This is a genomic window from Flavobacterium sp. B183, assembly GCF_023539155.1.
In the GTDB taxonomy this organism is placed as follows: domain Bacteria; phylum Bacteroidota; class Bacteroidia; order Flavobacteriales; family Flavobacteriaceae; genus Flavobacterium; species Flavobacterium tructae.
This window is the reverse complement of record NZ_CP097434.1, coordinates 4,478,222-4,491,520: the sequence shown is the minus strand read 5'-3', so window position 1 is coordinate 4,491,520 and position 13,299 is coordinate 4,478,222. Positions and strand designations below refer to the sequence as shown.

The 13,299-nt window shown below is 34.2% G+C and carries 15 protein-coding genes; 4 read left to right on the top strand and 11 right to left on the bottom strand.

Annotated elements, in window-relative coordinates:
• Positions 1 to 9: 9 nt before the first annotated feature.
• Complete coding sequence (locus M4I44_RS18640; protein WP_249965715.1) at positions 10 to 699, top strand: TIGR00730 family Rossman fold protein; 690 nt, start codon at positions 10 to 12, stop codon at positions 697 to 699.
• A 73-nt stretch (positions 700 to 772) separates the two neighbouring features.
• On the opposite strand, the gene M4I44_RS18635 is transcribed toward M4I44_RS18640, so the two are convergent.
• Positions 773 to 1,426 (bottom strand): hypothetical protein, encoded by a 654-nt coding sequence (locus M4I44_RS18635; protein ID WP_249965714.1) that lies wholly within the window; start codon positions 1,424 to 1,426, stop codon positions 773 to 775.
• Positions 1,427 to 1,745: 319 nt separating this feature from the next.
• Between M4I44_RS18635 and M4I44_RS18630 the strand changes: the two genes are divergently transcribed.
• A complete protein-coding gene (locus M4I44_RS18630; RefSeq protein WP_249965713.1) occupies positions 1,746 to 2,189 on the top strand; it encodes a hypothetical protein in 444 nt (147 codons plus the stop codon).
• Positions 2,190 to 2,330: 141 nt separating this feature from the next.
• On the opposite strand, the gene M4I44_RS18625 is transcribed toward M4I44_RS18630, so the two are convergent.
• The 5 genes from M4I44_RS18625 to M4I44_RS18605 form a co-directional block, all read right to left on the bottom strand.
• A complete protein-coding gene (locus M4I44_RS18625) occupies positions 2,331 to 3,161 on the bottom strand; it encodes a universal stress protein (protein ID WP_249965712.1) in 831 nt (276 codons plus the stop codon).
• Positions 3,162 to 3,224: 63 nt separating this feature from the next.
• The gene (locus tag M4I44_RS18620) at positions 3,225 to 3,704 is read right to left on the bottom strand and encodes a hypothetical protein (RefSeq protein ID WP_249965711.1); all 480 of its coding nucleotides are present in this window, start codon (positions 3,702 to 3,704) and stop codon (positions 3,225 to 3,227) included.
• A 49-nt stretch (positions 3,705 to 3,753) separates the two neighbouring features.
• Positions 3,754 to 3,918, bottom strand: coding sequence for a hypothetical protein (locus M4I44_RS18615; protein WP_249965710.1), 165 nt, complete (start codon positions 3,916 to 3,918; stop codon positions 3,754 to 3,756).
• Positions 3,919 to 4,004: 86 nt separating this feature from the next.
• Complete coding sequence (locus M4I44_RS18610) at positions 4,005 to 4,673, bottom strand: BON domain-containing protein (protein ID WP_249965709.1); 669 nt, start codon at positions 4,671 to 4,673, stop codon at positions 4,005 to 4,007.
• 37 nt (positions 4,674 to 4,710) lie between these two features.
• Positions 4,711 to 5,238 carry a hypothetical protein gene (locus tag M4I44_RS18605; RefSeq protein ID WP_249965708.1) on the bottom strand — a complete coding sequence of 176 codons (528 nt, stop codon included), beginning with the start codon at positions 5,236 to 5,238 and terminating at the stop codon, positions 4,711 to 4,713.
• Positions 5,239 to 5,693: 455 nt separating this feature from the next.
• Between M4I44_RS18605 and M4I44_RS18600 the strand changes: the two genes are divergently transcribed.
• Positions 5,694 to 6,131, top strand: coding sequence for an OsmC family protein (locus M4I44_RS18600; protein ID WP_249965707.1), 438 nt, complete (start codon positions 5,694 to 5,696; stop codon positions 6,129 to 6,131).
• A 65-nt stretch (positions 6,132 to 6,196) separates the two neighbouring features.
• Entirely contained in the window at positions 6,197 to 8,689 is a 2,493-nt protein-coding gene (locus tag M4I44_RS18595; RefSeq protein ID WP_249965706.1) for a cation-translocating P-type ATPase, read from the top strand.
• Between the two features lie 7 nt (positions 8,690 to 8,696).
• Here M4I44_RS18595 and M4I44_RS18590 read toward each other — a convergent pair whose 3' ends face one another.
• From M4I44_RS18590 to M4I44_RS18570, 5 genes are all read right to left on the bottom strand, one after another.
• Complete coding sequence (locus M4I44_RS18590; protein WP_249965705.1) at positions 8,697 to 10,052, bottom strand: MBL fold metallo-hydrolase; 1,356 nt, start codon at positions 10,050 to 10,052, stop codon at positions 8,697 to 8,699.
• A gap of 1 nt (position 10,053) precedes the next feature.
• The gene (locus M4I44_RS18585; protein WP_249965704.1) at positions 10,054 to 10,884 is read right to left on the bottom strand and encodes an ATP cone domain-containing protein; all 831 of its coding nucleotides are present in this window, start codon (positions 10,882 to 10,884) and stop codon (positions 10,054 to 10,056) included.
• Between the two features lie 123 nt (positions 10,885 to 11,007).
• Positions 11,008 to 11,679 carry a Crp/Fnr family transcriptional regulator gene (locus M4I44_RS18580; protein ID WP_249965703.1) on the bottom strand — a complete coding sequence of 224 codons (672 nt, stop codon included), beginning with the start codon at positions 11,677 to 11,679 and terminating at the stop codon, positions 11,008 to 11,010.
• Positions 11,616 to 12,056, bottom strand: a complete 441-nt coding sequence (locus M4I44_RS18575; RefSeq protein ID WP_249965702.1) for a response regulator transcription factor — start codon at positions 12,054 to 12,056, stop codon at positions 11,616 to 11,618. Before M4I44_RS18575 ends, M4I44_RS18580 begins: the two co-directional genes overlap by 64 nt.
• Positions 12,053 to 13,240, bottom strand: a complete 1,188-nt coding sequence (locus M4I44_RS18570; RefSeq protein ID WP_249965701.1) for a PAS domain-containing sensor histidine kinase — start codon at positions 13,238 to 13,240, stop codon at positions 12,053 to 12,055. Before M4I44_RS18570 ends, M4I44_RS18575 begins: the two co-directional genes overlap by 4 nt.
• Positions 13,241 to 13,299: the final 59 nt, after the last annotated feature.

The following is a 13,299-nucleotide window of genomic DNA, read 5'->3' as shown; positions in this document are numbered from 1 at the left end:
TATAAAGTTATGAAAGATCATAAACCTCAGAACGATAAATTAGAAATTCAATTTTTAGAGGGGTCGCAATCAAGGTTTACGGAGCTGAAATTTATATTAACTACTTTATGGGAGCTCATTCGATGTTTTAGAAAATTGTATAGCATTGGACCTTGTATTACTTTTTTTGGATCAGCACGTTTTAAAGAAGATCATCCTTATTATGATTTTACCAGAAAAGCGGCAGGAGAATACGCCAAACTTGGCTTTACAATAATGACAGGGGGAGGGCCAGGCCTTATGGAAGCTGCAAATCGGGGAGTAAAAGAAGTTGGAGGAAAATCTGTAGGATGTAATATTAAACTTCCAGTTGATCAGATGCCAAATTCTTATCTGGACAGATGGGTAGTTGCAAAACATTTTTTTATTCGAAAGATACTTTTAGTAAAATATTCTTTTGCCTTTGTCGTAATGCCGGGAGGTTTTGGCACCCTCGATGAATATTTTGAAGCACTTACACTTGTGCAGACCGGAAAGATTAAAAACTTCCCGATCATCATGTTCAATAAAGAGTATCATAAAGCACTCATTGAACATATTAATTTGATGAAACAGCAGGGGACTATAAACGATTCCGATTCAAAATTATGTATGATAACAGACGATATGAAGAAGCCAGGCTTTTTATTATGGAACATAGTATTAAACATTACGGTCTAAAACCAAAATTCCACCATTAATCTTTGATTTTTTTTAAACTATTAAAAGTTGAGATATATACCACTGATAGCTGCTAAAGCTTTTGTTTTTTTTCTTTATGATTGCCTTTAATTATATTATGTTCAAGCATATCATTTATTATTAATTTCCCATATTCATGCGCCAGACTTGCGGCATTTAAAGGATTAAACGATTGGGTTTGTACTGAATATATTATTTTTTGATCAGGCATCGTAAAAAGGCTGCTCTCCCAAAAATAATAGGTATCATTTACATAATATCCTTCTTGATAAATTTTGCTATATATAGCAGCGTAGTAGATATTGAAATCATTTGTATATCCTAAATCAAACATACTTTTTGGCGCATGATATTTTTCTTTTTGTTTGTCAAGCAGTACAACAGTTAAAACAGCCGCTGCACCATTTTGTTTTAATTGCTCCATAATCTGATTTTCATCTTTGCCTTCAAATGTATTTAAACCATACAGTTCAAGAGATGAAATGGCATCATAGCCAAGATTACAAAGATCATCAGCCAGGTGATTCTCCATTTTCTTTTGAAGTGATTTATCTGATTCTCTGATTAATCCAAGAACTATTATCCGGCCAGATTTCAGATTTAATGTTTCTGATCCTGATGACTGCCATGAACTGACGATATTTGAACTTGAACATTGAACCAACAAAAATGACAATACTATAATAATCAATGTTATTCTTTTCATTAGGCTTCTTTTTGAATTAACTGTTTTGAATTGAATAAAATTATGAATTCCTATTAGGCGAAAATATGATTACAATCACTATTTAATTTATTATTTTAAGTTGTGATTACATTGTGACGCTTATTTTAGTATTATAAAAAGCTGTTTAATATCATTTTCGGAGATGATGGCAATCATAGAGTACTTTTTCTGAATTCTTTACTTTAGTTCCATTCAAATTTTAAGATGAAATAATAATTCCTTTTGCATCTGATTGTTGAAAGCCTGTATTTCAGTTTTAAACGTATCACAAAAACACACAAGATTATAATCAAATAATATGAAAACAAAATTTAATATTTTGGGTATTATAGCAGTATTGTTATATTCCTGTCAGGACAGACCTTCGTTAATTGAGGATAATAGTGATTCAGATTCAGTAATGACAGCAACAAATATCGAGCAGCAAACGCTCAGAAAATGGTTTTCGTTTAATAAAGAATCAGAGAGTATAATTACGTCGGCTGAATTGATTATTAAGCAGCAGGAACAAGAAATGAAGTTACAATCAAAGAATAAAAAAGAAAAGAGACTTCATGATGCCCAATATCATCTTGATCAATTAAAAAAGAGAGTGAATTATATTAAAGATTATGAAACCCGTACTGAAAGTTTTGACTTATCAGTTGTACACAAATTAGATTCACTTAAATTTGATTATCTTCAGGAAAAATTGAAACTTGAAGCTACTTTGTGTGATTTTCAAGAATTTAAAGTGCCTTAATTGACTTTAACTGCTTAAATAAATTTTAAAATAGCCTATTAGTTTAAAGTAAAAACAAAAAAACTTTTATGGGCTTTTGAAGAAAGAGCTTTATAATAAAAATAATTGGCCGGTAACTGTAATCCATTTACCAGCCAATTTTTATTTTCTAAAAACAAGCATAGGAGTTCTTGTATCAAAACCCTTTTCTGCTGTTTTAATAGGCTGAAACAATTGTTCAAACCAGCCCCTGTCTTCTTTGGCAAACATGGTTATAGTAGAAGGCTTGGCTGTCATAATATCAATTTGCAAATGACTTAATAAAGAAACTTCGGGATTTAATTTTTTAAAATGGAAATTTATGGTATTTGATTTATATTTATGCTCTATTTTATGTAGTTTTTTACTGATTTCTTCCTCTTCAGTAAAATAATCATAATGATATATAGCAATCGGAACATCAAATTCTGCAGGAAACTTTCTAATTAACGGCAATTCAATGTTTATGTCTTCAATATCAGAGGGATATAGAACAGTATTTAAGTGCTTAATTCTGTAATGTCTTGGTACAACTAGAACAGGAATAGGAGAATCATGTAAAATTTTGTTGGTATGACTGCCTAACAGCTTATTGGCCAAACCACCGCCTCTTGTACTCATGCAAATATAATCGGCCTCGATTCTTTTTGCACAGTCTAAAATAGCTTCATTTACGTCCAGCTTATTTTCGACTATATAATTAATCTTTCCTGGTTGCTTATTGGTTTGTCTGTACAAGGTATGTATAAATCTTTTTAAGCTTTGTTCCTGTATTTTAGTGTCAGGTTCAGGAAGGTCTACAAAGGTAACAGCTGAAAAAGGGTCAATGATAAATGAACTATTTACATGAAGAAATGAAAGTCCATATCCTGTCTGGCAGGCAAGCTGTATAGCAAAGCGTACTGCTGGTTTGGAGTTGTAAGATAAGTCAGTTGTAACAAGTATCTTTTTCATATTTTCTAAGCATTTAATGCAGCTGATTGCCGCGTTTATTAATTATAAAAAATGAGTCCGCTGTTACTTTGAAGCAAACTTCATTTCATTTACATATCTATTTATCTTTTCCCATTGTTTATGATCAATTTTAGCAGTATCAACGTCAGTAGTCCAGTCGAGTCCGGGAAATAATTTTAACCTGTTTATGACTCTTTTTTTGTATCCAAAAGAAAAACGATCACCCCACATCTGGAATTCTATAGTTTTGTTACCGTTGACTTTGTTTTGATAAAGAATTGTTTGTGTTTTCCAGTCACCGCCCCAGGTTAAAAAAGATTGTACAAAACAAAAAACTCCAATAATTAATATTGTAAGTACTCTTGATTTTGTAGTTTGAAGTTTCCCAAAGATGCGGCCTATAATAAAAACAAATGTAATTGATGCCAATATTAATAATATAAAATGCATTATTGAATTATTAATATAAAGATCCGTATAACGATTCAATAATAGTACGGCTATAGTAATTAAGAACAGCAGGTATAACAGTATTGTTTTCATTGCTCACACTATTTAGAATTACATTAAAAATATGATCGAAAGGTTCAGTTTATTGGATGTCGTTTGCTTCCGACTGATCATCATAAAGATTTGATGGTCTTTTTAGATCTTGCTCGCATATTTTTCTGTCTTTGTTATTTTGCCTGAAAGCAAAAATCATCACTACTAATACAATAACACCTGTAAAGGATAATATTAACCAACTTGCTTCCATAATAATTAAAATTTAAATAATTTGTTAAAACACCACTATTTTTTTACTTTTTCTATCAGGAAAAGGGAGGCAGATTCCCTTTTTAACTATTCTGATATAGCATATTTGTGCTGCACAACAAGCTCGTTATCTACAGACCAGATGCCTGGAGTTTTCCAGACTATTTTTTCTGCTAATTCTTTCTGAAAAAGGGAATTTACAGCTCCGGTTAAAGTAACTTTTGTTCCCTCTACCTTCAGGAAGATATTCTCAGCATGTAATGTCCAATTACTGGCTAAAGCCCTTTTGATATTATTTTTATCAATCTGGTTTTGTACTTCAGCTTTAATCTTAATACGATTCGTGAGGCCTTTAACACCTAAAATATGTCCTATAGATTTCTCAGCAGCTTCTCTTTGATAGTTCCAGGTAACCTGACCTTCGAGTGTGACCCATCCTTTTTCCACTTTCAACTGAATTTTTTCTTCTGGAACATTCCAGTTATCAATTAAAGCTTTTAATGCATCATTGGCTATATCCTGATCAGATTTAGAACTATTAGAATATTTTATCTCAATTTCCTCAGCAACTGCTTTTACACCATCAACATTTTTCGCAGCATTTTCTGCTTCAATTTTTTTAAAGTATGCATCTACACTTCCCATCAGTGTTATCACGCCATCTTTTGCAGTTACGCCAATTTCTGCTGCATGAAGCTGCGGTTCCCATTTAATGGCATTCTGAACATCTCTTTGTAATTCTTCATTTGTTTTCATGTTGTTTTATTTATAGTTAATTATTTAATTAGGTTGATTATAATTCGAAAGTTTGGTTTTCTAAAAGCATTTGGCTTTTTCTTTCTGCTAGTGAATTTTCTTTATGGATATGGATTTGCAATAAGGTTCTTATGTTTTCGATTTTTGCATTAGTTTCCTGGGCAAAGAGCATAATTTTTTTTGCTTTCACTTCTGTTTTGTATTTTATACCTTTGTCTTTTGAAAATCCCATGCCAATTAGTGGCAGAGTAGCTCCTAAAAGTACCGCTACACATGCATATATGATGGGAATTTTAAAATAAGGAAGGCTTGCAGTAAAGTTAAAAATGAAAAGCATTCCAAATAAAAGTCCGCAAAATCCAATAGCAAATAGTCCAAGGGTACTCCATTTTTCCATTTTGTCATAAATATTAAAGTAGTCTAATACGTTTTGTTCTATATAACATTCTGTTCCTATTACGGACAGTTTTGTAATATCGTAACCATTCTTTTTTAGTTTTTTGATAGCATCTTCAGCTTCTTGCTGTGTTTTATAATTTGCTACAAATAGTTTTTGATTTTCCATGGCTTCTATTTTTTAGTTATTATAGTTCTTAAGATGAGATTTTGCTTTAGTGTAGTACTCTTATAATGCCTTTCTTAATATTATGATCCGATAAAATGCATTACCAGGAACTTTAAATTTGTTAGGTAAAATTCCATTAAATATTAAAAATTGAAAATGATCTTAATCATTGATAAAAATGATCTTTGATACTTTTTGTTTTCGATGCAATTGATTTTAATTGTTTTTATTGGTGTTTGAGAAAGAAATCAATTTAAAAACTCTTCATTAAAAAGAACTATTGCTCTGATTTGACAGACCAATTTTTTTAATACAGCTGGTTTTATAATATAATTAATCTGATGTGATGAAAATCATTTCTTATCAAATCTTAATGGATTAATTTAGTTTATGTCAGAAGAGAAATATTTTAACTCAGGAAAAGGACTCTAGATGTTTTATTAAAAAAAGTTTATATGGAGACTTCACAAGAATATCAGGTAGATTTGTCTTGGCAAGAGAATCAAAACGCACGAATAACTTCGGTGATTTTTAGCCATGCTATAGAAGTAGCATCTCATTCATGTTTAAAAAATTTCCATGATGATGTTTGGTCGGCAGAACATTTGTTTATTGCTTCTATAGAAAGTTCCTATATGAACGCATTTTTCAGAACAGCAAAAAATAAAGGAATTAAATTTAAAAGTTTTAACTGTACAGCCCGCGCCTCTGTGCTGATATCAGATGAATTTTCAGAAATAACAGATATTGTCATTAGACCCAAAGTAGCTTTTTTAGAAAGTAATCAGATTAATAAGACTCTGAAGCTTTTTTCTCTTTGCAAAGATCATTGTCTGGTTCTAAATGCTTTAAAGGTAAGACTGCACATCTTTCCATCAGTTAGTGTAGCGTAACAATCTAAAAAACTATTTAGTACTTTTAAGAGATCGTACTGTAAACTAATTTATGTAAATATTCTATGAGCACAAACCAACAAGAATTAAAAGGATTAAGTTTTGAAGAAGTAATCGATTTGAGAAGAAAATTTGGAATCAATACTTATAATTACAAGAAAGAAAACAGATTTTTAGCTTTTCTAAAAAGTATTTTTGCAGAACCAATGGTTCTTTTATTGCTCATTGCCTCGGGCATCTACTTTATCAATAAGCAATACAGTGATGCGATTTTTCTTTCGGTTTCGATTTTATTAATTGTAGCCATTTCACTCTATCAGGAAAAAAGAAGCCGCAATGCGCTGACAAAACTACAAGAATTTACACAGCCTTTGTGTAAAGTTATTCGTCAAGGACAGCAGCAAAATATCAAAACTCAGGATATTGTGGTTGGCGATCTGGTGATTATAGAAGAAGGCAGCTTGGTTCCGGCTGATGGTTCTATTATGAGTTCAAATGATTTTTCGGTAAATGAATCCATACTTACCGGTGAGTCTATGACAGTTTTTAAAAACAAAGACAAAGAAGATAATAAGGTTTTTTCTGGAACTACCGTTGTCAGCGGATTGGCTATCGTTAAAATTATTGCCATTGGAAATGAAACACGATTAGGAAAAATAGGCAGCAGTCTTGATGCTATTGGGGAGGAGAAAACTCCATTAGAACTCCAGATTGGGAATTTTATTAAAAAAATGGTTTTTGCCGGAGCATTGGTTTTTGTTTTGGTTTGGGGAATCAATTATTCAAGAGTAGGGAATGTTTTGGAAAGTCTTTTGATGGCGCTCACTCTTGCCATGAGTATTTTACCCGAAGAGATTCCTGTTGCCTTTACCACATTTATGGCATTGGGAGCCCGCCGGCTTATGAAGATGGGGATTGTCGTGAAACAAATGAAAACTGTTGAGACATTAGGCAGCGCGACAGTAATTTGTACGGATAAAACAGGTACAATTACCCAGAATAAGATGGAACTGGCAAGGCTTTACCTTCCTTCGGGCCCAGAGGTAGCGACAGATACTTTTAGAGAATTTAAAGAAACAGAAGAACTCCTTACAACCGCTATGTGGGCAAGCGAGCCAATTGCTTTTGATCCCATGGAAATTGCCCTTCATGATACCTATAAGAAATATACCGATAAGGATATAAGAATCCTTTTTAAAATGATTCATGAATACCCTTTATCGGGCAAACCCCCTATGATGACCCATGTGTTTGAAGATGAATTTGACCATCGAATTATTGCTGCAAAAGGAGCACCGGAAGCTATTTTAGAAGTTTGCCATCTTGGGGCTGAAGAAAAAGAAACGGTAACGGCTGCCATGAATAAATTAACAGAGAAAGGGTATAGGGTCCTTGGTGTTGCGACGGGAAATCTGCAAGGGAATAATTATCCGGAAATGCAGCAGGAAATTCCATTTACATTTAAAGGATTGGTTGCTTTTTATGATCCTCCAAAGCAGAATATTTCTGAAGTTTTAAAATCATTTTACACTGCCGGAATAGGAGTAAAGATTATTACTGGGGATAACGCCCGAACTACAAATGCCATTGCTCAGGAAATTGGTTTTCAGGGATTTGATAAATCTATTACAGGAGACCAACTCATGAAGTTAAGCGATACTGAACTGCAGACTAAAGTAATGCACATTAATGTATTTAGCCGAATGTTTCCAGAAGCCAAACTACGAATTGTAAATGCGTTGAAAGCAAATGGGCAGATTGTAGCCATGACAGGAGACGGAGTTAATGACGGACCTTCGCTCAAGGCAGCGCACATTGGTATTGCAATGGGTAAAAAAGGTACTTCGATAGCAAAAGATGCGGCTTCACTTATTCTCGTAGAAGACAATCTTTCTAAAATGGTTGATGCTGTTGCTATGGGAAGAAAGATTTATACGAACCTAAAAAAGGCGATTCAGTATATTATATCCATACATATTCCTATAATATTTATTGTTTTCCTGCCCCTTGCCTTAGGATGGATTTATCCCAATATATTCAGCCCGCTGCATGTAATTCTGCTCGAACTTATAATGGGACCAACCTGTTCTATAATTTATGAAAATGAACCTGCAGAAGCAGATACGATGCAGAGGGGGCCAAGACCGCTGACATCAACATTTTTTAATGCAAAAGAACTTGTAATCAGCATTGTTCAGGGGATTGTCATAACCTTTGGTTTGTTGTTTGTATATCAGTGGTCAGTTCAAAATCAATTGGAGGAAAACAGAACACGAAGTATGGTTTTTTTGACTCTAATAACTTCGAATGTTTTGCTGACACTTGTTAATCGCTCTTTTTATTATTCGCTATGGGTAACGCTTCGATATAAAAATATCCTGGTATCGATTATTATTGCACTAACCGTATTTTTGGTTCTGTCACTATTTGTAATACCATTTTTACGTTCCCTTTTTAGTTTTGAATTAATAACATTTTATCAATCAATTCTTTGCATTTTGGTTGGTTCAATAGCAGTATTATGGTTTGAAGTTGTAAAATATTTTAGAAGAAGATAAGGAGAATTTAAATTTCTATTTCACTTCCCATGAGCGGAACACTGCATTTATACCCATATCGATCCTGAATTTTGGTGCGCAATTCATCTGCTGGAAGGTTTTCGCCATGTACTAAATAGATGCATTTTGGAACATTTTGAAGGGCAGAAAGCCAATTGACTAAATCTTGCTGGTCACCATGGGCAGAGAGCCCTTCTATTTGATGTATTTTGGCCTCAACCGTGTAATATTTTCCATATATTTTAATTTCATTAGCTCCTTCTAAGAGCTTTCTTCCTCGGGTACCTTCTGCCTGATAGCCTACAATTATAACAGTCGTTTTTTCAAGACCTATGTATTTTTCAAAATAAGATAATACGCGACCGCCGGTAACCATACCGCTTGCCGCAATAATTACTTTTGGCTGAGGATCTTCAATAATGCGCAGGGTTTGTTCGAATTCAGAAACGATTCTGAACATTTTGAACATTTCATGACAGTCATTAGCAGAGAGTTTATGCCACTGCATATTTTCCAGAAAAACATCAAGTACACTGGCGCCCATAGGAGTGTCAAGAATATAGGGAACATTTGGAATTCTGCCTTCTGTTTTAAGCTGCCATAAAAGATACATTATCGATTGCGCTCTTTCAACGGCAAACCCTGGAATAATTACAGTTCCTTTTTGTTCGATCGTAGTATTGATATAGGCCTCAAGTTCTTTTTTTACGTCAAGATCAGGATGAAGACGATTCCCGTAGGTGCTTTCAAGGAAGATATAATCTGCTTTTAGAGGTTTTGTTGGAGCAAACATTAATACATCATCATCACGACCTATATCACCGGAAAAAACTAAAGTTTTGTTTTCGAGAGTCAGCGTAATACTGCAGGCGCCTATAATATGTCCTGCAGTTGAAAAAACGGCAGCAATATCATTGGCTATTACTACCGATATATTGGGCTGTATGACTTTAAAAAACGGAAAAACAGCTTCGGCCTGAGCTACCGTATAGAGAGGTTCTGCTTTTTCATGTTTAGAATAATGTTCATTGTTGGCTTTATGGGCTTCTTCTTCCTGAATTTTGGCACTGTCTAAAAGAACAAGTTTTGCCACAGCTTTAGTTGGACCGGTGCAATATATTTTTCCCCTAAATCCCTGAGCGACCAGTCTGGGCAGCCAGCCGCAATGATCCAGATGTCCATGTGTTAGCAGCACATAATCTATTGTAGAGGGCAAAATAGGCAATGGTTCCCAATTGAGTTCCCTGAGTACTTTGAGCCCCTGAAAGAGCCCGCAGTCAACCAATATTCTAATGCCATTGCTTTCTATGAGTGTTTTTGAGCCTGTTACGGTTCCCGAACCTCCTATAAATTTTATTTTCATTTTAGATAAGTTTACAAATTTGTGAAGCTTCTTTCAATACATTTCGAACCCGGTTGTCACTAAGTCCAATTTTATGAAGATTATTAGAATCATCAGTAAGATCTTTTACCAGTATTTGATCCAGAATTAGCAATTTTTCTTTTTCTACCATTGATAAAGTAGTGAGGCAGGTAATAGGGTAGAGCGCTCCTTTATCTATTTTATCCTTAATATTGTTTTTTTGAGGATAATCCCAGCTCAAAAGAGAAATTCCGCTGCAGTTTGCAAAACTTTCAGCATCCTTGGTAAATCGGTTATTGGTCACTATAATACAGGAATTAATAGTTTCATGGTTTGAAAAAAGGGTATGTTGTTTCACTTTAAGATCATTAAAACGAGAAAGAATGTACATGGGAACTTTTACATCTGAAGAACCTTCTCTGCTGCTTTGAAACTTACATTCAATCATAGAAATTAGATTCTCTTTTTTTAGCATTACATCTACTTCATGTGATACACATTTTCCCTGCAGCGTTAAGTTGGTTCTGGTTTTAAAACCTTCGGCAGTATATAATCGTGCAATAAATTTTTCAAAGAAAAATCCGGCCGGACCAAGCATTTGTAAGGCAGAACGTAAATTATAGCGTGCAGCATGGCCGTTCGAGGCTTTTTTTAAAATAGCAAATGCCATTTTATAGATTTGTTTGGTCGTTATGCCCTCATACATTTGGTTCTGTATTTGAGCAAGTGATTCCTCAATAAGGGCAGGGGTAGCACCGGATTTTTGAAGAGAAAGCCTTAATTTTTCTACGTCGAAAGGAACAACATGCCCTGAGTGCTTAATTACATTCATAATTTAGTAGTTGATCCCGATTACTTAAAAAGTATAGGATTGTTCAACCAAAATTATGGCAGATTGTCCAGATAAGGGATGATGAAAATCACTTAAGAAAATGATCTTCATCATAATGAAAGATTAGTTCTTTATTTTACTGAGTTTATCTAAGTTAAGTACGTGAATGGTACTGGCTGTTTTCTCAATTAGTCCCTCTTCTTTAAAGTCACTTAAAGTACGGCTCACTGTTTCTGGAGAAGTTCCGGAAAAAGCGGCGAGATCATCCCTGCTGAATTTGATACTCGACCCGTCAGCACTATGCTGCAGCAATAAGTGCAAAATGCCCTGGGCAATTCTTTTTCGCACCGACATATAAGCTATCTGCAGGAGACGAACCTCTTTTTCTCTCATATCATTAGCGAGAATTTTAATGAATTTTGCCCCTACATCCGGATAAAGAAAAAGAAGTTTATCGAGTTGTTCTGTTGGCAGAAAACTCAAAATAGTATCTTCCAGAGCAATAGTAGTATCGTTATACGTATCATTAGAAAATAAAATACTGATATCCAGATAATCATTCTCTTTGTAAACGCCTGTGATAAGCTCACGACCGTCTTCTGTAAGTTTTACGGTCTTAACTTTTCCGCTTATGATGTAGTAAATGCCTATTACGTGATCGCCCTCATAATGAATATACTGATTTTTTTTATAAGATCTGGTGCTGCGCTCCAGCATGATTTCTTTGAGTTTTAAGAGTCCGTCTTCTTTTGAAATAAGAGAGTTGAGGTTTTCAGGAGTTTGTCCGTAAAACAACTGTTGTGATTCTCTTTTTTTAGTCTGGCTTCAATAGCGCGAAGCAGTTCCAAATCATCAAAAGGTTTAGTAAGGTAATCGTCAACACCTAATTCCATTCCTTTTCTTATATCAACTCTTTCTGCTTTGGCAGTTAAAAATATAATGGGGATTGTCTGTGTTTCAGGATTCTTTTGCAGAATATGCAGCACGCCATACCCGTCAAGTTCGGGCATCATAATATCGCACAGTACAATGTCTGGTTTCATTTTAAGCGCAATTTCAACCCCGGTTTTACCATTGTTCGCTTCAAAAACTTCATATCCGGAGAGTTCCAGAATTTCAACAACATTTTCTCTAATGTTGTCGTTATCTTCAATAATAAGTATTTTAGTCATAAACGCGGTAGTTCAATAGTAAATAAAGTTCCTTTATTAATTGCACTTTCAAAAGAAATTGCACCATTCATCAGTGACACATATCTTGAAACAATGTGTAGTCCAAGACCGGTTCCCGGTATGTTTCCGGTGTTGTGAGCCCTAAAGAAAGCTTCAAATAGATGTTCATGATCTTCCTCAGGTATACCAATGCCATTATCTTTGATATTTATAATTATAGTGCTGGACGTCATTGCTGTGGAAAGTTCAATTTCAGTTTCTTCACCAGAATATTTAATAGCATTAGAAACCAGATTGATAATGCAGTTTTTGAGCAGGTTTTTGTCTAATTTTACTAAAGTGACCTCTGCGTTCGGAATACTTACAATTCTCTGTCTTTTTTTGGTCAGCAGTTTTAATTCTCCAATAATTTCCTTTATAAAATCCTGAAGGTCAAAACAGGATAATTGCAGTGTAATTTTATTTGATTCCGCTTTTTCAAGAAGGAGGAAATCATCCAGTATTCCGGTAAGATTTGCTATTGCACTTTTTATTTTGATTATGTGAGCATCAATCTTTGAATTATTTCCACTTTCAGCATAACGCTGAATTAAGGAGGTAGAAAGCTGAATGGTACTGAGTGGCGTTCTAAATTCATGGGAAGCCATGGATAAAAGACGGCTTTTAATTTTGTGAAGTTCTTTTTCTTTTTCTAATGTAGTGCTGACTTCTTCTTTTGTTTGAGTTAAGGCATCAATAGTTTCGTTTAGGGTAGCGGTGCGGTCTTTTACCAGTTCCTCTAAATGCTGTGTATATTGCATGAGCCTGTTTTCCGCTTCTTTTTGATGGCTCATATCATGAATAAAACCAGCGAAAATTCTTTCTCCTTCAAATTTAACTTCACTCACTCCAAGTCGGAACGGGAATATATTACCGTCTTTCTTTCGTCCTAAAACGTCCCTGTCATGGCCGATAATATGCGGAATTCCCGAAGTTTTGTAATTCTCTAAATAAGAATCATGCTTTTCCCGGTCAGGAGAAGGCATTAAAAAAGAAATGTTTTTTCCAATAACTTCTTCTGGATCATATAAAAAAAGCCGGCAGGCTGAAGGATTTATAGATTCTACAATTCCCTTTTCGTTTATTGTAATGATACCATCGATTGCGTTATCAATAATTGCATTTAAAAGTGCTTGATTTTTCATGTCGCAATCGGTTTTTGGTTTGACAAATGTCGCAAAATGTTTTTGATAACCAATTTATT

Coding starts and splice junctions, on each gene's coding strand:
- M4I44_RS18640 (WP_249965715.1), top strand. CDS start 10: ATGAAAGATCATAAACCTCAGAACGATAAATTAGAAATTCAATTTTTA.
- M4I44_RS18635 (WP_249965714.1), bottom strand. CDS start 1,426: ATGAAAAGAATAACATTGATTATTATAGTATTGTCATTTTTGTTGGTT.
- M4I44_RS18630 (WP_249965713.1), top strand. CDS start 1,746: ATGAAAACAAAATTTAATATTTTGGGTATTATAGCAGTATTGTTATAT.
- M4I44_RS18625 (WP_249965712.1), bottom strand. CDS start 3,161: ATGAAAAAGATACTTGTTACAACTGACTTATCTTACAACTCCAAACCA.
- M4I44_RS18620 (WP_249965711.1), bottom strand. CDS start 3,704: ATGAAAACAATACTGTTATACCTGCTGTTCTTAATTACTATAGCCGTA.
- M4I44_RS18615 (WP_249965710.1), bottom strand. CDS start 3,918: ATGGAAGCAAGTTGGTTAATATTATCCTTTACAGGTGTTATTGTATTA.
- M4I44_RS18610 (WP_249965709.1), bottom strand. CDS start 4,673: ATGAAAACAAATGAAGAATTACAAAGAGATGTTCAGAATGCCATTAAA.
- M4I44_RS18605 (WP_249965708.1), bottom strand. CDS start 5,238: ATGGAAAATCAAAAACTATTTGTAGCAAATTATAAAACACAGCAAGAA.
- M4I44_RS18600 (WP_249965707.1), top strand. CDS start 5,694: ATGGAGACTTCACAAGAATATCAGGTAGATTTGTCTTGGCAAGAGAAT.
- M4I44_RS18595 (WP_249965706.1), top strand. CDS start 6,197: ATGAGCACAAACCAACAAGAATTAAAAGGATTAAGTTTTGAAGAAGTA.
- M4I44_RS18590 (WP_249965705.1), bottom strand. CDS start 10,052: ATGAAAATAAAATTTATAGGAGGTTCGGGAACCGTAACAGGCTCAAAA.
- M4I44_RS18585 (WP_249965704.1), bottom strand. CDS start 10,884: ATGAATGTAATTAAGCACTCAGGGCATGTTGTTCCTTTCGACGTAGAA.
- M4I44_RS18575 (WP_249965702.1), bottom strand. CDS start 12,056: ATGACTAAAATACTTATTATTGAAGATAACGACAACATTAGAGAAAAT.
- M4I44_RS18570 (WP_249965701.1), bottom strand. CDS start 13,240: ATGAAAAATCAAGCACTTTTAAATGCAATTATTGATAACGCAATCGAT.